This is a genomic window from Pseudomonas sp. GW823-FHT02C05, assembly GCF_058797595.1.
This window is the reverse complement of sequence record NZ_JBXAJU010000001.1, coordinates 1,334,788-1,356,469: the sequence shown is the minus strand read 5'-3', so window position 1 is coordinate 1,356,469 and position 21,682 is coordinate 1,334,788. Positions and strand designations below refer to the sequence as shown.

General features: G+C 67.1%; 16 protein-coding genes. 5 read left to right on the top strand and 11 right to left on the bottom strand.

Going from position 1 to position 21,682, the window contains the following annotated elements; all coding sequences use genetic code 11:
• The first annotated feature begins 88 nt into the window (after positions 1–88).
• The 5 genes from AC1RGE_RS06185 to AC1RGE_RS06165 are packed head-to-tail and all read left to right on the top strand — an operon-like array spanning position 89 to position 4,534.
• On the top strand, positions 89–649 hold the full coding sequence (locus AC1RGE_RS06185; protein ID WP_015635738.1) for a carboxymuconolactone decarboxylase family protein: 561 nt from the start codon (positions 89–91) through the stop codon (positions 647–649).
• Positions 650–698: 49 nt separating this feature from the next.
• Positions 699–1,769 carry an acyl-CoA dehydrogenase family protein gene (locus tag AC1RGE_RS06180; RefSeq protein WP_492583677.1) on the top strand — a complete coding sequence of 357 codons (1,071 nt, stop codon included), beginning with the start codon at positions 699–701 and terminating at the stop codon, positions 1,767–1,769.
• On the top strand, positions 1,766–2,605 hold the full coding sequence (locus AC1RGE_RS06175) for an ABC transporter ATP-binding protein (protein ID WP_011061469.1): 840 nt from the start codon (positions 1,766–1,768) through the stop codon (positions 2,603–2,605). Before AC1RGE_RS06180 ends, AC1RGE_RS06175 begins: the two co-directional genes overlap by 4 nt.
• Entirely contained in the window at positions 2,571–3,770 is a 1,200-nt protein-coding gene (locus AC1RGE_RS06170; RefSeq protein WP_011061468.1) for an ABC transporter substrate-binding protein, read from the top strand. Before AC1RGE_RS06175 ends, AC1RGE_RS06170 begins: the two co-directional genes overlap by 35 nt.
• Positions 3,770–4,534, top strand: coding sequence for an ABC transporter permease (locus AC1RGE_RS06165; RefSeq protein ID WP_011061467.1), 765 nt, complete (start codon positions 3,770–3,772; stop codon positions 4,532–4,534). The genes AC1RGE_RS06170 and AC1RGE_RS06165 overlap by 1 nt, the downstream gene beginning before the upstream one ends.
• 186 nt (positions 4,535–4,720) lie before the next feature.
• Here AC1RGE_RS06165 and AC1RGE_RS06160 read toward each other — a convergent pair whose 3' ends face one another.
• From AC1RGE_RS06160 to AC1RGE_RS06110, 11 genes are all read right to left on the bottom strand, one after another.
• Entirely contained in the window at positions 4,721–5,518 is a 798-nt protein-coding gene (locus AC1RGE_RS06160; RefSeq protein ID WP_011061466.1) for an ABC transporter ATP-binding protein, read from the bottom strand.
• A 9-nt stretch (positions 5,519–5,527) separates the two neighbouring features.
• A complete protein-coding gene (locus tag AC1RGE_RS06155; protein WP_065364137.1) occupies positions 5,528–6,289 on the bottom strand; it encodes an ABC transporter permease in 762 nt (253 codons plus the stop codon).
• A gap of 10 nt (positions 6,290–6,299) precedes the next feature.
• On the bottom strand, positions 6,300–7,067 hold the full coding sequence (locus tag AC1RGE_RS06150) for an ABC transporter permease (RefSeq protein WP_011061464.1): 768 nt from the start codon (positions 7,065–7,067) through the stop codon (positions 6,300–6,302).
• Between the two features lie 250 nt (positions 7,068–7,317).
• Positions 7,318–9,789 (bottom strand): TonB-dependent receptor plug domain-containing protein, encoded by a 2,472-nt coding sequence (locus tag AC1RGE_RS06145; RefSeq protein ID WP_492583675.1) that lies wholly within the window; start codon positions 9,787–9,789, stop codon positions 7,318–7,320.
• A gap of 193 nt (positions 9,790–9,982) precedes the next feature.
• The gene (locus tag AC1RGE_RS06140; RefSeq protein ID WP_015635734.1) at positions 9,983–12,253 is read right to left on the bottom strand and encodes a TonB-dependent receptor; all 2,271 of its coding nucleotides are present in this window, start codon (positions 12,251–12,253) and stop codon (positions 9,983–9,985) included.
• 396 nt (positions 12,254–12,649) lie between these two features.
• A complete protein-coding gene (locus AC1RGE_RS06135) occupies positions 12,650–13,708 on the bottom strand; it encodes an ABC transporter substrate-binding protein (RefSeq protein ID WP_019094957.1) in 1,059 nt (352 codons plus the stop codon).
• Positions 13,709–13,745: 37 nt separating this feature from the next.
• On the bottom strand, positions 13,746–14,798 hold the full coding sequence (locus AC1RGE_RS06130) for an ABC transporter substrate-binding protein (RefSeq protein WP_019094956.1): 1,053 nt from the start codon (positions 14,796–14,798) through the stop codon (positions 13,746–13,748).
• 19 nt (positions 14,799–14,817) lie between these two features.
• Positions 14,818–15,975, bottom strand: a complete 1,158-nt coding sequence (locus AC1RGE_RS06125; protein WP_072441740.1) for an LLM class flavin-dependent oxidoreductase — start codon at positions 15,973–15,975, stop codon at positions 14,818–14,820.
• Positions 15,976–16,246: 271 nt separating this feature from the next.
• Positions 16,247–18,154 (bottom strand): ABC transporter ATP-binding protein, encoded by a 1,908-nt coding sequence (locus AC1RGE_RS06120; RefSeq protein ID WP_011061457.1) that lies wholly within the window; start codon positions 18,152–18,154, stop codon positions 16,247–16,249.
• The gene (locus AC1RGE_RS06115) at positions 18,147–19,928 is read right to left on the bottom strand and encodes an ABC transporter ATP-binding protein (protein WP_053151800.1); all 1,782 of its coding nucleotides are present in this window, start codon (positions 19,926–19,928) and stop codon (positions 18,147–18,149) included. Before AC1RGE_RS06115 ends, AC1RGE_RS06120 begins: the two co-directional genes overlap by 8 nt.
• 241 nt (positions 19,929–20,169) lie before the next feature.
• A complete protein-coding gene (locus AC1RGE_RS06110) occupies positions 20,170–21,417 on the bottom strand; it encodes an acyl-CoA dehydrogenase family protein (RefSeq protein WP_011061455.1) in 1,248 nt (415 codons plus the stop codon).
• Between the last annotated feature and the right edge of the window lie 265 nt (positions 21,418–21,682).

Sequence of the window (21,682 nt, the reverse complement as noted above, 5' to 3'; positions counted from 1 at the left end):
GAAGCAAGTAATCGCTACTTTAGAATATGGATCGGAATTCTTATAACCAACAGACTTGACGCACACCTACACAGCAGGAGTCCACTCCATGTCCCGCGTCACTCTACACACCTTGCACACGGCTCCAGAAGCCGCTCGGCCCTTTCTTGAGAATGCGCTGAAGAACTCGGGCTTTATCCCCAATCTGCTGGGCATCCTGGCCAATGCCCCGGCGGCCCTGGAAACCTACGTCACGGTGTCCGCCCTCAACGGCAAGGCCGAGTTGAGCCTGGCGGAGCGTGAAGTGGTGCAATTGGTGGCCGCCACCACCCATGGCTGCGATTTCTGTGTCGCAGGTCATACCTCGGTGGCCCTGAACAAGGCCAAACTTGCGGACCCGGTGGTCAGCGCCCTGCGCGAGCAGAGCACCTTGCCCGAAGCCCGGCTGGAAGCCCTGGCGGCATTTGCCCGGGAAGTGATCGCCACCCGGGGCAAGGTCAGCGACGCCGGCTATGCCCAGTTCAAGGCGGCAGGATACAGCGAAGGCAATGCGCTGGAAGTGATCCTGGGCATCAGCCTGGCCACCCTGTGCAACTTCGCCAACGTGTTCGCCGGCACTGAACTGAACCCCGAGCTGGCCAAGTATCGCTGGTCAGTGCAAGGTCAATGAGCCAGGGCGCCGGCGGTTGCGCGGCGCCCCCTTTCAAGGAGAAAACCACATGCTCGATGCGCAATTGAGTGAATGGCTGGATGCCCAGGCCCAGGCACTCGACCAGGGCCAGTGCGACCCGCAGCAGGTCCTCGCCCGGCTGGCGGGCGCCGAGGTACTGCGGGTCGGTATCGACCCGGCTCAGGGCGGCAGCGGCGGCGACCTGACCGATGCTCTGGAAGTCATGGCCAGCGTGGCCAGCCATTCCCTGGCGGCGGCCTTTGTCTGCTGGGGCCAGCGAGCCTTTATCGAATACCTGCTGCACAGCCCCAATGCCGGTTTGCGCCAGCGCCTGCTGCCCTCGTTGCTCAGCGGCGAGCTGGCCGGTGCCACCGGGCTGTCCAATGCCATGAAGTTTCTCTCGGGGATCGAGGCCTTGCAGGTCCGGGCCCGGGAACAGGAGCAGGGCTGGAGCCTCAACGGTCGTTTGCACTGGGTCACCAACCTGCGCAAGAGCGGGTTCGTGGTGGCGGCGGCCATCGAGCGCGAGGAGGGCGGCGCGCCGTTCATCCTGGCGATCCCCGATGCCTTGCCCGGGTTGCAGCGCTCCGATGACCTGCAACTGATGGCCCTGCAATCGAGCAACACCGCTGCCCTGGAACTGAACCAGGTGGCGGTGGCCCGTGACTGGCTGCTGCACGAGGATGCCCGAGTGTTCCTGCCGGCGGTGCGCCCGGCCTTTCTCGGCCTGCAATGTGCCCTGGCCATCGGCCTGGCGCGCCGGGCCCTGAGCGAGGTGGAAAAGCACGTCGAGGGCGCCCGTTCGATCCTCCACGAACCCTTGCTGGAACAACGCCAGCACCTGGAGCAGACCGTCGGCGAACTCAAGAGCGGCCTGCTCGACGGGCGCTTCCTGAGCCAGCCCGGGGCGCTGTTCCGGGCGCGCATCGCCCTGGCGGAAGCCACCGCCAACGCCGTGCAACTGGAGCTGCAGGCCAGCGGCGGCAAGGCCTACCTCAGCGAGTTCGGCAGCGGCTTTGCCCGGCGCTGGCGCGAGTCGGCCTTCGTGCCCATCGTCACCCCGAGCCTGGTGCAACTGCGCGCCGAACTGCAACGCCAGGCGCGGAATGCGGCAGCATGAGCGGCCTGTTGAACGCACAGGCGATCAGCCTCGGCTACCCCGCGGCTCAAGGCTGGCACACGGTGCTGGAGGATTTCGACCTGCACCTGCAGGCCGGCGAGGTGGTGTCCATTCTCGGCCCCAGCGGGGTCGGCAAATCCAGCCTGCTGCGGGTCCTGGCCGGCCTGCAGAAGCCCCACGCCGGGCAGGTCAGCCTGTTGGGCGAGCCCCTCGACGGCCCTCATCCGCGGGTCGCGGTGGCATTCCAGGACCCCAGCCTGCTGCCCTGGCTGAACCTGGAGCACAACGTCGCCTTCGGCCTGGATTTTGCCCGCCAGCCGCACCTGAGCCCGCGCCAGCGCAAGGAACGCATCGACCAGGCGATTGCCGCAGTGGGCCTGGAACACGCCCGCCAGCGCTATCCGGCCCAACTGTCCGGCGGCATGGCCCAGCGCACCGCACTGGCCCGCTGCCTGGCGCGCCAGCCCCAGGTGCTGCTGCTGGATGAACCCTTCGGCGCGCTGGACGAGGTGACCCGCGCCGACATGCAGCAACTGCTGCTCAAGGTGATCGGCCAGCACCGCACCGCGGCGCTGCTGATCACCCACGACATCGACGAAGCCCTGCTGCTGTCCGATCGGGTACTGCTACTGGGTAACAGCCCGGCGCGCACCCTCGGCCAGTGGCACATCGAGCTGCCGGCGCCGCGCGCCGAGCGGATCGAGGAACTGGGCGCGCTGCGCATCGAGATTCTCAAGACCCTTCGGCGGGCGAGCCGCAACCCCCACACTTCCCCTTTGCCTGCACCGTCGGAGATTGACCATGTGCCTGGACGACTTCACTCATACCCGTCGTGACTTTCTCAAGCTCAGTGCGCTGCTGACTGCCGGCGGCGCCTTGCCGCTGCTCAACAGCCTGCAGGCCCGCGCCGCCCAGGAACCGGACGCGCCGGTGCGCATCGGCTACCTGCCGATCACCGACGCCACGCCCTTGCTGGTGGCCCACAACAACGGCCTGTTCGAGGCCGAGGGCATCAAGGCCGAGCGCCCGGTGCTGCTGCGCAGTTGGGCCCAGGTGATCGAGGCGTTCATTTCCGGGCAGGTCAACGTGATTCACCTGCTGTCGCCGATGACCGTCTGGGCCCGCTACGGCAGCCGGGTGCCGGCCAAGGTGGTGGCCTGGAACCACGTCGGCGGTTCCGGCCTGACCGTGGCCCCGGGCATTACCGAGGTCAAGCAACTGGCGGGGCAGTCGGTGGCGATCCCGTTCTGGTATTCGATCCATAACGTGGTGGTGCAGCAACTGTTTCGCGACAACGGCCTGGTGCCGGTGAGCAAGGCCGCCGGCAGTGCCCTGGGGGCCAACGAGGTCAACCTGGTGGTGCTGCCGCCTTCGGACATGCCGCCAGCCCTGGCCAGCAAGCGGATTGCCGGCTACATCGTCGCCGAGCCGTTCAATGCCCTGGCCGAGGAACTCAAGGTGGGCCGGGTGCAGCGCTTTACCGGGGATGTGTGGCGCAACCACGCCTGCTGCGTGGTGTTCATGCACGAGCATGACCTGGACAACCGTCCCGAATGGTCGCAGAAGGTGGTCAACGCCATCGTCAAGGCCCAGCTGTGGACCCGCGACCACCGCGCCGAGGCCGCGCAACTGCTGTCCAAGGATGGCGCCAACCGCTACACGCCCCATGCGCCCCAGGTGCTCAACCGGGTGCTGGCGCCGGCGGCGGCCGACCGCGAGGCCTACCTGGCCAGCGGCGCGATCCAGCACAGCCACTGGGACGAGCAGCGCATCGACTTCCAGCCGTATCCGTTCCCCAGCTACACCGAAGAGTTGGTCAAGCGTCTCAAGGACACCCTGATCGAGGGCGACAAGGGCTTTCTGGCCGGCCTTGACCCGGCACACACCGCCAAGGACCTGGTGGACGATCGCTTCGTGCGCAACGCCATCGCCTCGGTGGGCGGGCTGAAGGCCTTCGGCCTGGCGGACAGCTTCGAGCGCAGCGAGGAGTTCGGTCTTTGATGGGCAAGCAACCTTCTTCCCTGAGCCATTGGCTCCTGGGGCTTGCCGGGCTGTCGAGCCTGCTGCTGGGCTGGTGGCTGGGGGTGCACCTGCTGGGCGATGGCAACGGCCTGGCTGCGCGTTTCTCCCCCGAGGCGACCTTCGCCAGCCTGCTGGAACTGCTGGGGCGTGGCGAGCTGTACGAGCATGTGCTGGTGAGCCTCAAGCGGATCCTGGTGGGTTTGCTCCTGGCCTTGCTGATCGGCGTGCCCCTGGGCCTGCTGGTGGGCAGCTACCGGCACCTGGAGGCAGCCACCACCCCGGCGTTCCAGTTTCTGCGGATGATCTCGCCGCTGTCCTGGATGCCGGTGGTGGTGATGCTGATGGGGGTAGGGGACCAGCCGATCTACTTCCTCCTGGCGTTCGCCGCGCTGTGGCCGATCCTGCTCAACACCGCGGCCGGCGTGCGCCAGCTGGACCCGCGCTGGCTGCAACTGAGCCGCAGCCTCAGCGCCACCCGCTGGGAGACCCTGCGCAAGGTGATCCTGCCCGGGGTGCTGGGGCATGTGCTGACCGGGGTACGGCTGTCCATCGGCATCTTGTGGATCGTCCTGGTGCCCTGCGAAATGCTCGGGGTCAGCGCCGGCCTGGGCTACTTCATCCTCGACACCCGGGACCGCCTGGCCTATTCGGAACTGATGGCCATGGTGCTGCTGATCGGCGTGTTGGGTTTTGCCCTCGACGCCCTGGCCCGTGGCCTGCATCGCCGCTGGTCCCACGCCTGAGGCCCGCCGGTGGGCTCGGCGCGACACCGGTGGAGCCCCCGTAGGAGCCGGCTTGCCGGCGAATAGGCCCTCAAGCCTTGCACCGCCCCTGCGGGCGCCTTCGCTGGCAAGCCAGCTCCTACGGCCCCGGCGTAATCGCGGCGCTACCTGCGTAGGAGCCGGCGCAGCGCCGGGGTGCCGGGACGATCAATGCCCCACCAGTTCCTCCAGCAACTGCTCTTTGTAGCCTTGCAACACGGGTGAAGAGCGGTCCCGGGGATGGGGCAGGTCGACGCGGATCTCATGCTTGATCCGCCCCGGATGCGCGTCCATGACGATTACCCGGTCCCCCAGGTACAGGGCTTCTTCAATGTCATGGGTGACCATGATCACCGTGCAGCGCTGCTGCACCCAGATACGTTGCAGTTCGTGCTGCAGGCGCACCCGGGTCAGGGCATCCAGCGCCCCCAGGGGTTCGTCCAGCAACAGCACCTTGGGCTGGTTGATCAGCGCCCGGGCAATGGCGCCGCGCTGGGCCATGCCGCCGGAGAGCTGATGGGGGTAGGCCTGCTCGAAGCCTTGCAGGTTGACCAGGGCGATGTGCTCAGCCACCCGGCGCTGTTTCTCGGCTTCGGACAAGGGGTGGTTCTTCAGTGCCAGGGCGATGTTCTGGGCCAGGGTCATCCAGGGAAACAGCCGATGGTCCTGGAACACGATGCCCCGCTCCAGGCTGGTGCCGGTCACTGGCTTGCCGTCTAGCAGCATCTGCCCCTGATAGTCACCCTCCAGGCCGACGATCAGCCGCAGCAGGGTGGATTTGCCGCAGCCGCTGGCACCGACAATGCTGACGAACTCTCCGGGCTGGACGTCCAGGTCGATGCCTTGCAGCACCGGCAGGGCCTGGCCCTGGATCCGGTAGCTCTTGTTCAGGCCGCGGATCTGTAGGGCCCCGGTCCGGGCGTGGAGATGAGTGGGGAGCGGGGCGTGTTGGGCGATCGCATTCATGGGGAGGCCTTAACGGGTAGGGCGCCAGCGCAGCAGGCGGCGGCTCAGAAGGGTCAGCAGCAATGTCATCAGGTAGCCGCACAGGCCGATGCACAGCACGCAGAGCACTATCACTTCCATGCGTGAGCCGGCTTCGGCGTTCATCATCAGGTTGCCCAGGCCGGCCCCGGAGGACAGGAACAGCTCGCTGCCCACCGCTGTCACCCAGGCAAAGGCCAGGGCCTGCAACAGGCCGGTGGCAATGCTCGGCAGGGCCGCCGGCAGCAGGATGTGCCGCAGCCGCTGCGCCGGGTTTAGCGCCAGCACCTGGCCGACCTCGCGGTAGCGCCGTTCCACCTGGCAAAAGCCCTGGTAGGTGTTGAGCACCATGGGGTAGAAGGCCGCGAGGCTGACGATCAGCATCTTGGAAAACTCACCGTTGCCGAACCACATGGCAATCAGCGGAATCCAGCCGAGCATCGGCACCTGGCGGATCGAATGGAACAGCGGGCCGATCAGGCGGTTGGCCAGGGTCGAGAGGGCCATCAGGGCTCCCAGCATGACCCCGGCCAGGGTGCCCAGCAGCAGGCCGCCGCTGGCCCGGCCCAGGCTGGCCAGCAGGTTGACCGGCAACTCGCCGTTGCCCAGCAGCTCCAGCAAGGCGCTGGCGATGGTGGAGAGCGGCACGAAGGCGTAGGCCCCGGCGGCATCCTGGCGGGACAGGTATTCCCAGCCGCCGATCAGCAGCAGGGGCAGCAGCAGGCCGCGAAACTTGGCCAGTAGAGTCGTCATGCAAGGGCTCCTAGCGGGTTTGCCAGCGCAGCACGCGCTGTTCCAGGCGGCGGAAGGAGAAGTCCAGGACAAAGCCGATCACGCCGGTGACCACTATCCCCACCATCACCACATCGATGCGCAGCATCTGCCGGGCCATCTCGATCATCTGCCCCAGGCCGCTGTCGGCGGCCAGCAGCTCGGTGGCCACCAGCACCACCCAGCAGCGGGTCAGGCCGATGCGCAGGCCGGTGATGATCGGTGGCGCCGCGGCGGGCAGGGCGATCTGGCGCACCAGGGTCGGCCAGCGCAGGCGGTAGACGTCGGCCACCTCGAAGTAACTGCGGGGAATGGCCTTGACCCCCTCGCTGGCGGCCAGGGCCACGGGGAAGAACGCAGTCTTGGCGACGATGACGATCTTGAAGGTTTCATCGATGCCCAACAGCAGCACGAACATCGGGATCAGGGCGATGCTGGGGATCTGTCGCAGGGTATGGAACAGCGGCGCGCAGTACGCCTCGACGGTCTTGGACAGGGCCATCAGCACCCCGAACACCAGGCCGCCAAGGGCCCCCAGGGCAAAGCCCAGGCCCAGGCGCGACAGGCTGTTGTGCAAATGCTCCAGCAACTCGCCGCTGGCCAGCAGGGTTTCGAAGGTGTGCAGCACCTGGGCCGGCGGTACCAGCAGGTTGCGCGGGAAGATCCCGGCCTGGGCCACCAGGGTCCAGAGCAGCAACAGGGCCAGGGGCGAGACCAGCCAGGTCAGGGAGGTGAGCGTGCAGCGCAAGGAATGAGCCATGGCGGTTCTTATATCGGCGAAGTACCCGATGCCTATCGCAAGACCTGTGCCATCGCGCGCTCGTAGGAGCTGGCTTGCCAGCGAAAGCGTCGGCCGGGGCGGTGCAAGGCTTACGGGCCTGTTCGCCGGCAAGCCGGCTCCTACGGGAGGAGCGGCGTGTGGGTGGGTTGTGGGCGCTGGCGTGCCAGCGAAACTGATGCCTGGGCAGCAGCCACTGCTGCCAGGGCAACACCCCGGCAGCAGTCCGGCCTCAGAAGTCGTAGCTGAGGCTGGTGTAGTAGAACGCGCCCTGGGCGCCCTCGGGGCTGGTGATGGAGTATTTCGGCACGCCATACAACTGCGCCCCGGATGCCTTGTCCGGGTGGGTATCGAACAGGTTGATGGCGCCCACGGACAGCTTCAGCGACTTGTCGAAGCTGTAGGAAATGTCCAGGTCAGTGACCCATTGCGCGCTGAAGGTCTGGTCCAGGGTCGGGTTGCTGGCGTTGAGGCTCTTCCATTGCCCGTACCGGCGCTGCGCCAGGGTCAGGCCCCAGCTGTCGTACAGCCAGTTGGCGCTCAGGGTCAGCTTGTTCTTCGGCGTGCCGTCCTCGATCAGGCCCTGGGTGGTGCGGCCGACGATCTGCGAACCGGCGATGTTGCCCACGTCCCGCAGGGCGGTGATCCGGGTGTTGTTCTGGCTGTAGCCGCTGGACAGGTTCAGGCGCCCCCATTGCTGCAGGTCCAGCTGGTAGTTGCCGGTCAGCTCGACGCCATCGGTGCGGGTGTCGGCGACGTTGGTGTAGAACGCCGCGCTCTGGATGTTGGCGTAAGGGGTGCCGGCAAAGATCGGCGTGACCACCGAGGCCGGCAACTGGTCGGACAGGGTGATGCGGTTGTCGATGTTGATCCGGTACGCATCCAGGGTCACCGAGGCGTTGGCCAGCGGCCGCCAGACCAGGCCCAGGGAGTAGTTGGTGGACTCCTCGGGCTTCAGCGCCTTGCCCCCCAGCAGCTTGGCTTCCGGGCTGTCGGCGCGCAGGGTGCGTTGCTGCACCTCGACGTAGTTGCCGCTGCCCGGCGGTTGCTCCACCACCTGCACGCTGAACGAGGACAGCCCGCTCTGCACCAGGGACGGCGCCCGGTAGCCGGTGCTGGCGGTGGCCCGCGCGGCGAGCTGCGGGGTGAAGTCGTAACGCAGCGACAGCTTGCCGTTGGTGGTGTCGCCAAAATCCGAGTAGTGCTCGGTGCGCACCGCCACCCCGGCCTGGAATTTCTCGGTGACCTGGCCTTCGACGTCGATATAGGCGCCCCAGACCTTGCGCTCAAGGGATGCGGCGTCGACCTGGGTAATGCCCGAGTAGTAGCCGGGAATGCGCCGCCCGGTGACCGGGTCCACGGTATTGAACAGCGGCCCGTTCTGCCAGCCCGCCGCTTCGCCGGCGCTCAGTTCGTAGTTCTCCTGGCGCCAGGCCAGGCCCGCCGACAGGGTCAGGGGCTTGAACAGGAGGTCGGTGGGGAAGTCCCGCACCCAGTCCAGGGTCAGGTTGGTCTGGTCGGCCTCGCGCTTGCCGGTGTAGATCTTCGCCGGGCTGGCCTCGCCCCAGCTGGGGTTGATGGCGTTGCGGTCGGCGGATTTCAGGCTGTTGTCGCCGTGGTTCAGCGCCAGGTCGAACTTGCCCAGGCGTTCGTCCTCGTAGCGCAGGCCTCCGGTCAGGGCATAGTCCTCCAGCGAGTAGCGGGTGATCGGCAGGCGGCCGTCGGGGTAGCGTTGCAGGGCCGTGCTGCCGTAGTTGTTGCGCAAGGTGGTGGGCGGGTCGAAGAAGCCTTCGGCGTCGGTGTTCTTGTGGGAGTAGGTGGCAAAACCGTAGGCGGTCAGCCCCTCGCCCAGGCCGAACTCGCTGTTGGCGGCAAAGTTGTACTGGTCCGAGACGTTGCCCGACCCCCAGCGCCAGGTGCGGTAGCGGTTGTTCTGCTCCCGGGGGGTGCTGGTGCTGGTGGAGCCGGGGTAGTAGATCCGGTTGTCGGGGTTGGTGTCACTGGCCGGGTCCTGGCTGCCGGCATCGAAGCTCAGGGTCAAAAAGCCGTCGTTGGGCAGGCTCAAGCCCTTCCAGCCGCTGAGCTTGCGCTGCAGGCCATCGCCCTTGTCGTAGCCGCCGAAACGGTAGCCGAGGTTGCCGCCGTCGTCCTTTTCCTTGAGGACGATATTGATCACCCCGGCGATGGCGTCGGAGCCGTACTGGGCGGCGGCGCCGTCGCGCAGGATCTCCACTCGCTCGATGGCGCTCAGGGGGATCAGGCTCAGGTCCACCGCGGCGGCGCCGCGGCCGTTGACCAGGCTCTGGCGGGTGACGTTGGCGCTGGTGTGGCGGCGCTTGCCGTTGACCAGCACCAGCACCTGGTCTGACGCCAGGCCACGCAGGGAAGCACCCTGGGCGATGGAACCGGCGAAGGCGCCCTGGGGCGACTGCGGGTAGCTGAACGAAGGCGAGAGGGCGGTGAGGGCGCCGGACAGGTCGCTGGCCCCGGTCTGCTGCAACTGCTGGGCGGACAGCACGTCCACCGGTGCGGCGCTTTCCAGGGCCGTTACATCACTGCGCCGGGTGCCCAGCACCACCACCGTGTCCAGGTGATCGGCGCTGGCGCCGGGGGCATTGCTTGAGGTCTGGGCAGCGAACGCGGGCACGGCAAGGCTGCCGACGACCAGCGCCACGGCGCCGGCCAACGGATTGCGATGGAACATCTTTGGATTCCTTGTGAAATGAATGACCCCAACCGCCCCTGTAGGCGCTGGCTTGCCAGCGAAGGCGTCGTCATGGACGGCGCAAGGCTTGCGGGCCTCTTCGCCGGCGAGCCGGCTCCTACACGGTGGGTGTCGGCGGTGGTTAGCGATACCGGCGGCCCGGAAATCAGGATTCGGGGGCTCGCCCCGGGGCTCAGAAGCGGCTGGTGACGCTCAGGCCCACGGTGCGCGGGTCGCCGTAGGTGATGACGTATTGCCCCAGGGTGCCGTTGGGCCGGCCATGGACCTGGTAGCGGCGGTCGGTGAGGTTGTTGACGAAGCCGGTGACGCTGAGCTTTTCATCCGGGCTGAACCAGGTCAGGCGGGTGTTGGCCAGGGTGTAGTGGGGCTGGCTCAGGGTCTTGTCGGCGCTGCTCTGGCGGTCGGCGAGGAAGTATTCCTTGTCGCGGAAACTCACGTCGCCGCCGGCCACCAGCTTGCCGCCAATCTCCAGGGGAATGGTGTAGTCGGCCCCCAGGGACACCACGTTGCGCGGCGAGCGCACGAAACTGTTGCCGCTGTAGTCGCCGGTGACCGCGCCGGTGTTGGGGTTGGTGTTCTTGAAGTCGGTGTACTCGGTATCCAGGAACGAGATCGCCGCCCGCAGGTGCAGATAGTCGGTGGGCTGGCCTTCGAGCTCCAGTTCCGCGCCCTTGACCTTACCCTTGGCGCCGTTGGTCAGGGCGGTGGTGAGCACGCCGTTGTTGACCGTCAGCAGGTTCACCTGGATGTCCGAGTAGTCGTAGTAGAAGACGTTGGCGTTGGCCGTCAGGCGATGGTTGAACCATTCCGACTTGAGGCCGATCTCGTAGGCGTCGAGTTTCTCCGGGTCCACCGTGGTCAACTGCGCCAGGCTGGTGGACAGCCCGGTATTGAAGCCCCCGGAACGGAAACCGTGGGCGTAGCGCAAGAACACCCGGACGTTGTCGTTGATCCGGTATTCCGGGGTCAGATCGTAGGTCCAGGCTTCCCAGGTCTTGCTCTCGTCGCGGCTGCCATTGCTGCCGGCGGCGCCCAGGGGGATCAGCGGGCCGTTGGCCGTGGCCCGGGTGAGCTGGGTCAGGTCCAGGTCGATGTCTTTCTTTTCCTGGGTCCAGCGCAGGCCGCCGGTCACGGTGAAGTTGTCGGTGAAGTCGTAGGTCAGGTTGCCGAACAGCGCGTAGCTGTCGGTGGTGTGCTGGTAGTTGAGGTCGCGAAAGTCGGTGGCGCCGCCGGTCTGGTTGGAGCCGGTGCCGTTGGGCGTGGGGCCCGGGGTGATGAGGCGCTTGGCCGAGCTGTCCAGGTCCTCATGGAAGTAGTGCACCCCTGCCAGCCAGCGCAGGGTTTCCTGCTGCGGCGAGGCCAGGCGCAGTTCCTGGGAGTACTGGTTGTAGCGGTTGTCGCTGATGGCCGCGCCGTTGACTTCGTAGGGGGTGTAGTCGGCGTCGCTGGTGGACTGCCCGCGAATGTAGTCGTAGGCGCTGATGGAGGTCAGGGTGTAGTCCCCCAGGTGCCAGTTCAGGGTCAGGGACGTACCGTCGTGATCGAGCTTGGCATCCTCGTTGACGTTGAGGGCGATGTTGCGTCCGTCGGGCCGCTGGTAGCCGACGTTGTAGTAGCGGCCCACCGGCAGCGAGCCGTTGCTGCCGTCGCCCTTGTATTCCCGGGCGTGGATCTTCAGCAGGGCGTCCAGGTCCGGGTTGAGCCTGGCCAGGAACTGCAGGCGCACGGCCTTCTTGTCGACGTCGCCGTAGGTATGGTCGTCGGTGAGGTTCTTCTGGAAGCCGTCGCGTTCTTCCGAATACAGCGACAGCCGCGCCGCCAGCCTGTCATCCACCAGGGCACCGCCGATGGCGCCATTGAGGATGCGCTCGCTCTTGCTGCCGATGCCCAGGGTGCCGTAGCCGTCGGTGTCGAAGGTCGGCTTCTTGGAAATCACATTGACCGCACCGGCAGTGGTGTTCTTGCCGTACAGGGTGCCCTGGGGCCCGCGCAGGATCTCGATGCGCTCCAGGTCGAACAGCGGCCCGCCGCCGGCGATGGGCGCGTTGAGGTAGACATCATCGGCGTAGATGCCCACCGGGAACACCGTGGCCGCCCCGGTGTCGCCCGTGCCCAGGCCGCGGATGTACCAGCGTGGGCGGCCGTCGCCGTCGGGGTTCTTGGCCGAGGCGTTGGGGATGAAGGTGGTGATGTCGCCCATGTTGCGCACCCCGTCGGTCACCAGGCTGGTGCCCTGTACGGCGGACACCGCCACCGGAACCTCTTGCAGGGTTTCCTCCCGGTGCTGGGCGGTGACGGTGACGGTCTTCAGGGCGGGTTCGCTGCTGTTCCCGGTGGTGTCGGTGTCTGTGGTTTCGGCGGCCAGCAGGCCCTGGCTGAATGTGCCCCCGGTGAGCGCCAGTGCCAGCCATAGACTCTTGGTGATCGGATTAAGCTTATGCATGTTGAACTCCCCCATTTAAAGTTTCGCTAAGAGGGCTAGAGCAGAGAACGTGCCAAGAGGCTTAGTGGGTTTTATGGGTAAGCGTTAGTTTGATCAACTCATTGAAAAACAAGGTTTATTTTTAATTGGTCTGAGTGTTTTAGAGGGGTGTTTGGCAGGCGTGAAAAGTTGCGGGCCAGAGGTTTAAAACATCCTGCGCAGGATTCAGCAGAAGTTGCTTGGCTGGTGCTGCTGGAGCAGCACCGATTGCCCGCTGGACTGTTGCTGCGCCAGCACCGGCCCCCCAGCCCGTAGGAGCCGGCTTGCCGGCGAAGAGGCCCGTGAGGCATGCATCGCCTGGGCTGGCGCCTTCGCTGGCAAGCCAGCTCCTACGGGTTCCACCGTCAGTTCGTCGGGCTATACCGCCACGCGAGAGGTGGAGCCGATGACCGCCTCCAGCACACTGAAGTCGATCCACTCGCGCACGTCGAAACGCCGGGGAATGAACTGCCAGCGATGCAGGAAATCGGTGAAGTCCTGCAAGGCCTCGATGGATCGCGCATCCAGGGTGGTGCGCAGGCGTCGGTGGGCATCCTCGCCATAGGCGGCCGCCACCCAGTACTCGCTGGTGTTCAGTTCCCGGGCCAGGAAGCGCCGGGTTTCCTCGGGGTTGGCCCAGGCCCATTGTTCGGTGCGCAATACGGTGTCGACGATCTTCACGCTGGCGTCGAAGTGCTCGCGCAGCAGGTGGGTGTCCACGGTCAGGGTACGCGGGGTGCCGTTGTTGGAGCGGATCAGCGGGTCGGGGTGGGAACCGGTGTCCACCACCACCTGCAGGCCGAACTCGTTGGCCAGGTGCACGGCGTGGGCGCCCTTGAGGAAGATCGCGTCGATATCGCCCCGCAGCAGGCCGATCAGTTCGTTGTTGCGCCGGCTGAAGCGGGTCACCCCAAGGCTCACTTCGGAACCGTACAGGTGCTGCTTCTGCTCGTCGCTGTAGGTGCCGCCGTAGGGGTAGTCCACCAGTTCCACGTCGGCCACTTCCAGGCCTTCTAACCTGAGGGCGTTCTCCAGGCCGCGCAGGGCCTGGGCCCGGGTGAAGTCGATCTGCACGTTGGCCCACTTGGGCAGGCCGAAGCGCCGGTTCTTCAGGTCGCGGATGCTCTTCACGCCGCTTTCGGCGGTGGTCAGGATCAACTGCACCTCGTCGCTCCAGGACAAGCCCAGGACCCGGGTCTGCACGCCGCTGGAGTAGGCCCAGATGGCCGGGATGTTGCCGCCGTGGCGCACCGAGTTCTGCAGGTGGTGGTCGTAGTGGGCCTCGCGCACTTCGCGTTCGCTGGATTCGCGCAGGGACTGGATATTGGTGCCGAACGGCAGGAAGGCCTCTGCCAGGCGTCCGGACTGTACCGCGATGCCGAGCCCGGTGGGCACCGGGCTGTGGGTGTACCAGAGGGTATCGAGTGATTTGCTCATAAGGGTCTTCAGTTCGAATCCATGAAACCTGGCGCGGTCAGCCGGCCAGAGCGGTAGGGGTAGCCAGCAGCGCATCCAGCGGCCGGCGGTCGATCCATTGGCGCACATCCACCTGCTGCGGGATGAAGCGCCAGCGCCGCAGGAAGGCGCTGAAATCCTGCAGCGCGTCGATGGCCTGTTCTTCCAGGCCGGTGCGCAGGCGCAGGTGGGCATCCTCGCCATAGGCGGCGCTGATCCAGTACTCGCTGCTGTTGGTTTCCCGGGCCAGGTAGCGGCGGGTGTCTTCCGGGTGGTGGCGGGCCCAGTCTTCGGCCCGCAGCACCGCGCCGAGAATCCCGGTGGCGACGTCCAAGTGCTGCTCCAGCAGATGACTGTCCACCGTCAGGGTGCGCGGTGTGCCGTTGTTGCAGCGGATCAGCGGGTCGGGGTGGGCGCCGGTGTCGATCAGGGTACGCAGGCCGAACTCGTGGGCATGGCGGGCGGCGCTGGCGCCCTTGAGGAAGATCGCGTCGACTTCGCCTCGCAGCAGGCCCTGCAGTTCCAGGTTGCGTCCGCTGCTGGGCTGGGCGCTGACCGGGGTGTCGGCCAGGGTCTGCACCTGGGGGTCGCTGAAGGTGCCGCCGTAGCGGTAGTTCACCAGTTGCAGGTCGCCCACTTGCAGGCCGTCCAGGCCCAGGGCGTTTTCCAGGCCGCGCAGGGCCTGGGCGCGGGTGAAGTCGATCTGTGCGCCGGCCCAGTCCGGCAGGCCGAAGCGTCGGCCCTTGAGCTCCTTGATGCGGTGGATGCCGCTGTCGGCACGGGTCAGGATCAGTTGCACCTCATCGGCCCAGGACAGGCCGATCAGCCGGGTTTCCCGGCCCTGGGCCCGGGCCCAGAGGGCCGGGATGCTGCCGCCGTGGCGCACCGAGTTGCGCAGGCTGTGATCGAAGTGCGACTCGCGCACGGCCTGGTCGCTGGACTCGCGCAGCGACTGCACCTGGGTGCCGAGGGCGCCGAGGCTGTCTTGCAGCCAGCCTTTCTGCACGGCAATGCCCAGGCCCGTGGGGACCGGGCAGCGGGTGTACCAGAGGGTATCCAGAGGATGGGACATGAACGGGCTCCTTATAGGCTCAGGCGCGGGCCTGTAGCGGCGTCGCCTGGGCGACGGGGCGTTGCTGCACCAGGGGCAGGACTTCCTGGCCGATGCGCAGGGCTTCTTCCAGGTGCGGGTTGCCCGCCAGGATGAAGGTGGAGAAACCGGCATCGCGGTACTCCGCCAGGCGCTCGGCAACGTTCTGGTGGCTGCCCACCAGGCCTACGGTGGGCCCCGGCTTGGCCTTGGCGAAGCCGGCCCAGAGGTTGGGGCCGAGGATCAGGTCGTCGAAGCGGTCGACGTTCTGGTGGTAGGCGGTCTGCCGCGCAGCGCCCACCGAATCCGAGCCGCTGGTGAAGTTCTTGGCGATCAGGCTGCCCTTGCCTTCGAGCTTGTCGAATTGACGGCGCAGGTCGGCCCAGGCCTGCTCTTCGGTTTCCCGGGCGAACAGATCGACCCGCAGGCCGAAGCGCACCGTGCGCCCCTGTTTGTCCGCCAGCTCGCGGACTCGCTCGATGTGGGGCTTGAGCTGGTCGATGGGCTCGGCCCAGTTGAGGTAGACGTCGGCGTGCCGCGCCGCCACGTCCAGGGCCGCATCGGAGAAACCGGAAAAATACACCCCCGGCTTGCGCTCCTGCTGCAGGCCCGGGGGCAGGGCGCCGTTCTCCAGTTGGTAGATATCGCCGTCATAGGAGAAGCGTTCGTTCTGCCACAGGCCCTGGATGATGTCGAGGAACTCGCCGGTACGCTGGTAACGCCGGTCGTGGTCCAGGTAATCGCCATTGGCTCGCTGGCTGGCCGGGTTGCCGCCGGTGATGATGTTCCAGTCCAGGCGGCCGTGGCTGAGGTTCTGCAGGATCGCCGCCTGTTGGGCGGCGTAGGCCGGCAGGGTCCAGGTGGCCTGGAAGGCGATCAGAAAGCGGATGCGCCGGGTTTCCCGGGCCAGGGCCGCGGCCACCACCCAGGGCTCGGGGCCGGTAGGCAGCAGGGCGCCTTCGAAGCCCGCCAGCTCGGCGGCCTTGGCCACCTGGGCGATGTAGTCGATGTAGGTGAAACCGTCGGGCTCGCCGTTGGCCAGGCGCCCGGGGGCGATATGCCCGGCACGGGGGTGGGGGTTGCCGCGATTGTGCTTGTCGGTGCTCAACTGCGGGCCGTCGGTGCCCAGCGGCAGGCGCCAGAAAAATTCAGTGCTCATGGGTGCTCCTGATTCAGTAACGCGTTGCGCCGCGCGGGTGCGAAGACGCCTGTCAGGGGGTAATTGCAACGGCCATGCCATGGCCGTCGCAGCCCACCATGGCGGGGGTTCGGGGGCTTCAGCCGGCCTCGCGCAGGGCCCTGGTGCTGCTGTAGCAGCACCCCGGCAGCAACCGCTGCTGAGCGCGCAACAACCCAGTGCCTCCTTGCCGGCGAAGAGGCCCTTGAGCCTTGTGCTGTCCTTGCGGGCGCCTTCGCTGGCAAGCCAGCGCCTACAGCTGGCGTGATACCGGCGGTGCTTGTGTAGGAGCCGGCTTGCCGGCGAAAGGGGCCGCGGGGTTTGCGCCGCCGGGTTGGTCGGCGCTACGCAAATAGGCCTGGTACAACGCCGCATAGGCGCCGTTCTGCCGGATCAACTGCTGATGCGGTCCCTGTTCCACCAGTTGGCCGTGGCGGATCACCGCGATCCGGTCGGCGTCGCGGATGGTCGCCAGGCGGTGGGCGATGATGATCGCCGTGCGCCCCTGGCACAGCCGGCGCAGGGCGCGCTGGATGCGCCGCTCGGTGTGGATGTCCACCGCCGAGGTGGCTTCGTCCAGTACCAGCACCGCCGGGTTGGCCAGGTAGGCCCGCACCAGGCACACCAGTTGCCGCTGGCCATGGCTCAGGTGCCCCCCCAGGGGGCCGACCTCGCTGTGGTACTGGTGGGGCAGGCGTTCCAGCACCTCGTCGGCCCCCAGCTCCCGGGCCGCGGCAATCAGCGTTGCATCATCGGCGCCGGGGGCTGCCAGGCGCAGGTTGTCGAGGATAGTGCCGCTGAACAGCACATTGTCCTGCAGCACCACGCCCACGGCCCGGCGCAGGTCGTGCTGGGCCAGGTGCCGGATGTCCACGCCGTCGAGCGTCACGGCGCCGCCCTGAACGTCGTAGAAACGGGTCAGCAACTGCACCAGGGTACTTTTGCCATGGCCCGAGGGGCCGACAATCGCCAGCACTTCGCCGGCCTTGATCTGCAGGTCCAGGTTCTGGATCACCGCGCTTTTGCTCCTGGGGTCGTAGGCGAACCGCACCTGTTCGAAACCGACCTCGCCCCGGGCCCGCTGCATGCGCTGGGGCTGGGCCGGGTCGAGGACCTGGGGCCGGGTGTCCAGCAGCAGAAAGATCCGCTGCGCCGAGGCCGAGCCGGTGGCGTAGCGTTCGAACAGGTCAGAGAGCTCCTGCAACGGGCCCAGAAACAGAAACACGTAGAACAGGCTTTCCGCCATCTGGCCAACGCTGATCTGGTTATCGGCCAGCCCATAGCCGCCCACCAGCAGCAGCGCGGCCATGCCGGCGGTGCTGAGCAGCGCGGTGAATGGGGCGAACCAGCTGGAGCGTAGGCTGCCGCGGATCAGCGCCTGGTTGAAGTCATCCAGCAGGCCGCGATAGCGCTGCAGGTTGGGTTCCTGCTGCCCGCATTGCTGGAGCATGCGCGCGCCGCTGACGCTTTCCACCAGGTGCGCGGTGAAGCGGCTGCGGTTCTCCGCGACCCTGGCCCAGTTGCGCTGGGAGATGCGCTTGAAGCCCCAGGTCGCCAGCGCCAGCAGCGGCACCGTGGCCGCCAGGCTGAGGAAGAAGCGCGGGTCGATGCGCCACAGCATCAGCGCCGCCAGGCCGCAGCGCAGCAGGGCCCCCAGCAGCTCCGGCGGACCCTGGATCAGCAGCGGTTCCAGGCTGTCGACGTCGCGGTCGGCGCGGGAAATGATGCGCCCGGCGCGGGTCTGGTCGAAGTAGCTGACGCTCAGGGCCTGGATATGGGCAAAGACCTTGACCCGCAGGTCGTTGAGCACTCGGATCGCCGCGCTGCCGGCGACGAACTGCGACAGCCCGGCCAGGACGAAGCGCCCCAGCCAGCTGGCCGCCAGCCCCAGGCCCAGCCACAGCACCAGGGACTCGTCCAGCAGCCAGTGACCCTGGTCCGGGACCAGCCCGCGGTCCAGCAGTTCGCGCACGAACCAGGGCCGCAGGAACACCGTGAACACCAGCAGCAACTCGATGCCGATCACCGTCAGGATCGGGCCGCGGATCGGCCGCAGCAGGGGCAGCAGGCGCGACAGCATGCTGCGGTCCAGGGCCTGGCGGGCAAGCATTTCCTCGATTTCGATATCGCTCAGGGCCTTGCCGGCGATTGGATTAGCCATGGTCGACTCCCAGCAGGTCGCGGTAGTGGGCGTTGGTCTTGAGCAGCTCGGCGTGGCGGCCGCTGGCGCGGATTCGCCCGTCCTGCAGCAGCAACACCCGGTCCGCCAGGAGAATGGTCGAGAGCTTGCTGGAGATCACCAGCAAGGTGGTGGCCCGGCCCTGGTCTCGGCGCAACTGGCGGATGTTGTCCAGCACCTGGCGTTCGCTGATGGCGTCCAGGGCGCTGGTGGCGTCGTCGAGGCAGAGAATGTCCGGCTCCCCCAGCAGCGCCCGGGCCAGGCTCAGGCGCTGGCGCTGGCCACCGGAGAGGGTGACCCCGCGATCGCCGAGGCGGCTGTCCAGCCCTTGGGGCAAGCGTTCCAGTACGTCTTCGGCGGCAGCCAGGGCCAGGCCCTGGCGCAGTTGCCGGTGGCTGGCGTCGGGGGCCGTGAGGCGCAGGTTGGCCGCCAGGGTGTCGGAAAACAGGAAGCTTTCCTGGGGCACCACATGCACCCGGCGCCGCAGCTGTTGCAGGTCCAGGTCGCGCACGTCCTGCCAGCCGCTGAGTTCCGAGCCCAGCAGCACCCGGCCGGCACCGGCCTCGGTGAGGCGCGGCAGGAGGCTGGCCAACAGGCTCTTGCCGGTGCCGGTGGCGCCCACCAGGGCCACCACCTCGCCGGGCTCAAGGCTCAGGGTGCAGTCATCGAGAATCTTCCGGCCACCGCCGGGGGCGCTGACGCTGACCCCCTCCAGGCGCAACCCCAGGGGCGCCTGGGGCAGCCGGGCGTTGCCACTGCGGATGTGCAGCGGCTCGTCCAGCAACTGCCAGATGCGCTCGGCACTGGAGCGGGCATCGGCGAAGGTCTGCATCACCCGGCCGATGCCTTCGATGCGAAACACCAGGGTGGTGACGATCAGCAGGGCGCTGACCAGCTCGCCGATCCCCAGCTGCCCGGCCGCCACCTGATGAGCGCCGTAGACCAGGATCCACACGTGGCTGAGGGCGACCACGGCCTGGGGCAGGGGGATACGCGAACTGGAATAGGCCAGGGCCCGGCGCGCGTGCTCGGCGAACAGCCCGACCTGGGCGGCAAAACCCTGGATGCGGCTGTGCTCCAGGGCGAAGGACTTGATCACCCGCACCCCGCCGATGCCCTCGCTGAGGTCCTGGTTGACCCGGTCGTAGGCAGCGCCCACTGCGCGGTCGAGGCTCACCAGGTGCTCGGTCTGGCGCACGAAGATCCACAGTCCGCAGGCGGTGAGCAGCAGCGGCACCACCGCCAGCCAGGGGCTGTACCAGGCCAGCAGGCCGACCGTGGCCAGCACCACCAGGGGCGTTTCCACCACCTGGCGCCAGAAGCTGATCAGGGCATCGCGGACCTTGTCCGCATCGCGGGTGGTGCGGGTGATCATTTCACCCATGCCGTGCTGCCAGTGGTAGCCCAGGTGCAGGCCCTGGACCTGCTGCAGGATGCGCTCGCGCAGGCGGGTCAGCAATTCCTGGCTGAGCACCAGGGACAACACCGTGGCGGCGTACTGCAACAGGCCGCGGCCCAGGGCCACCGCCAGCAGCAGCCACAGCCAGTACCAGCCCAGGCTGGCATCCAGGCTGCCGTCGGCCAGGTGCTTTACCGCCTGCCCGCTGCTGACATCGTTGACCGCATGGCCAATCAGCCACTGCTGCCAGACCAGCCCGAGGTTGACGGCGACATAGAGCAGCGCCACCAGGGTGAAGCGCCAGGGCACTTCCCGGTAGATCGCCAGCGCGCGCAAAAGAGGGTGTTTTTCGATCATGCAGGGCTCGTTCAAAAAATCGGCCACCCCCGTAGGAGCCGGCTTGCCGGCGAAGAGGCCCTCGAGCCTTGTGTCGGTCTTGAGGACGCCTTCGCTGGCGAGCCAGCTCCTACGGTGTGCGTGATGCCATGGTTATTGGTAGGAGCCGGCTTGCCGGCGAAGAGGCCCCCGAGCCTTGTGTCGGTCTTGAGGACGCTTTCGCTGGCAAGCCAGCTCCTACGAGGGATGGCGGTGGTTGGGGTTATGGCGCGGGGCGGGTCGCGCCCTGTTGCTCCTTGGCGTTGAGGATCGCGGTGTATTCGCCCGGGTCGACGCCGTTGAGGTAGTAGTTGCCCACGTGGTGCAGGCGCCAGCGGATCGGGTCGTGGGTGGTGTGCACCCGGGCATTGCGCCAGAAGCGGTCGAGGTTCCATTTGCTCAGGGAGGAACTGGCCCCCAACAGCGAGAAGATGTCGCTGGAGATCTTCAGCGAGGCGCTGTCGGAATGGGCCCGGGCGGTGGCCACGGACAGGATCAGCTGGTCCTGCAGTTCCTTGTTGTCCGGATCCTGCTCGTGTTCGTCGAACACCCGCGCGGCATCGCGCAGCAAGGATTCGGCAGCACGCAGGGCCACGGCGTATTCACCGATCTGCTTGATGATGTGCGGCTCTTCGCTGGCGTGGTCGACGCCGCTTTCCACCCAGGGCCGGGCGTGCTGCTTGAGGTAGTCCACCGCGGCCCCCAGGGCTCCGGCGGCGATCCCGGTGTCGATGGCCGCATGGAGGATCTGCGGGAAGGTCAGGCCGGTGCGTTTCATCGGGCCCTTGCGCGGCGAGACAAAGTCTTCGTCCAGTTCGATGTTGTCGAACAGCACCGTGCCGCTGACCGAATTCTGCTGGCCGAAGGCATGCCAGTCGTCCACCAGGGTCAGGCCCGGAGCGTTGCGGTTGAGCAGCACCCCGGCGCCGCCTTCTTCGCTGGCGGCGGTCAGGGAAATCCATTCGGCCAGGTAGGAACCGGTGGAGTAGAACTTGCTGCCGTTAAGGATCAGCTTGCCGTCGGCGCGGCGCTCGATACGGGTCTTGAGGGCGAACTTGTTCTTGCCGCCGATCTCCGCCAGGGCATTGCCCAGGCGCTTGCCGGCCAGCACGTCGCTGACCACGCGGTCGCGCACGGCATCCGGGTAACCGTTGAAGATGCCCCGCAGCATCACGTTGTGGATCTGCAGCAACTGGCCCACACCGCCATCGGCCACCGAGATCAGGCGCACCGTTTCGACGATGGTGGCCACCGACGCCCCCAGGCCACCGAAGGCCTTGGGCACACCGATGGCGGTCAGGCCGCTGTCGGACAGCAACTGCGCCTGGCGCCGCGGCAACTGGCCGTTGGCCTGGCTGTCGGCGGCGATGGCGGCGATTTCCGTGGCGATTTCCCGGGCCACGGCGATGGCTTCGGCCTCGCTGCCCAGGACACGGACCGGAGTGACAGGAAGGGCTTGAACGCTACTCATGCTGGTACCTCTATCTGAAGAAATCTGCCCCCAGGGGCGTGTGTATCGACCTGATCCGTAGGAGCCGGCTTGCCGGCGAAGGGGCCCTTGAACCTTGCGCCGGTCTTGGCGACGCCTTCGCCGGCAAGCCAGCTCCTACGAAAAAGGGCTGGGTTTGAGGAGGCTTGAGCAAGTTCTGCGCCAGGGCCTTTTCAGTGTGCTGAAAATCCGTTGCAGGCCTTGTGCGACACGGCTGGCGGGCGGGTGCGCAATGGGTGCTAAAACG

Excerpts from the sequence above, each read along its gene's own strand:
- AC1RGE_RS06150 (WP_011061464.1), bottom strand. The coding sequence starts at position 7,067 with ATGGCTCATTCCTTGCGCTGCACGCTCACCTCCCTGACCTGGCTGGTC.
- AC1RGE_RS06115 (WP_053151800.1), bottom strand. The coding sequence starts at position 19,928 with ATGATCGAAAAACACCCTCTTTTGCGCGCGCTGGCGATCTACCGGGAA.
- AC1RGE_RS06165 (WP_011061467.1), top strand. The coding sequence starts at position 3,770 with ATGGGCAAGCAACCTTCTTCCCTGAGCCATTGGCTCCTGGGGCTTGCC.
- AC1RGE_RS06125 (WP_072441740.1), bottom strand. The coding sequence starts at position 15,975 with ATGAGCACTGAATTTTTCTGGCGCCTGCCGCTGGGCACCGACGGCCCG.
- AC1RGE_RS06175 (WP_011061469.1), top strand. The coding sequence starts at position 1,766 with ATGAGCGGCCTGTTGAACGCACAGGCGATCAGCCTCGGCTACCCCGCG.
- AC1RGE_RS06160 (WP_011061466.1), bottom strand. The coding sequence starts at position 5,518 with ATGAATGCGATCGCCCAACACGCCCCGCTCCCCACTCATCTCCACGCC.
- AC1RGE_RS06120 (WP_011061457.1), bottom strand. The coding sequence starts at position 18,154 with ATGGCTAATCCAATCGCCGGCAAGGCCCTGAGCGATATCGAAATCGAG.
- AC1RGE_RS06130 (WP_019094956.1), bottom strand. The coding sequence starts at position 14,798 with ATGTCCCATCCTCTGGATACCCTCTGGTACACCCGCTGCCCGGTCCCC.
- AC1RGE_RS06155 (WP_065364137.1), bottom strand. The coding sequence starts at position 6,289 with ATGACGACTCTACTGGCCAAGTTTCGCGGCCTGCTGCTGCCCCTGCTG.
- AC1RGE_RS06140 (WP_015635734.1), bottom strand. The coding sequence starts at position 12,253 with ATGCATAAGCTTAATCCGATCACCAAGAGTCTATGGCTGGCACTGGCG.
- AC1RGE_RS06135 (WP_019094957.1), bottom strand. The coding sequence starts at position 13,708 with ATGAGCAAATCACTCGATACCCTCTGGTACACCCACAGCCCGGTGCCC.
- AC1RGE_RS06110 (WP_011061455.1), bottom strand. The coding sequence starts at position 21,417 with ATGAGTAGCGTTCAAGCCCTTCCTGTCACTCCGGTCCGTGTCCTGGGC.
- AC1RGE_RS06170 (WP_011061468.1), top strand. The coding sequence starts at position 2,571 with ATGTGCCTGGACGACTTCACTCATACCCGTCGTGACTTTCTCAAGCTC.
- AC1RGE_RS06185 (WP_015635738.1), top strand. The coding sequence starts at position 89 with ATGTCCCGCGTCACTCTACACACCTTGCACACGGCTCCAGAAGCCGCT.
- AC1RGE_RS06145 (WP_492583675.1), bottom strand. The coding sequence starts at position 9,789 with ATGTTCCATCGCAATCCGTTGGCCGGCGCCGTGGCGCTGGTCGTCGGC.
- AC1RGE_RS06180 (WP_492583677.1), top strand. The coding sequence starts at position 699 with ATGCTCGATGCGCAATTGAGTGAATGGCTGGATGCCCAGGCCCAGGCA.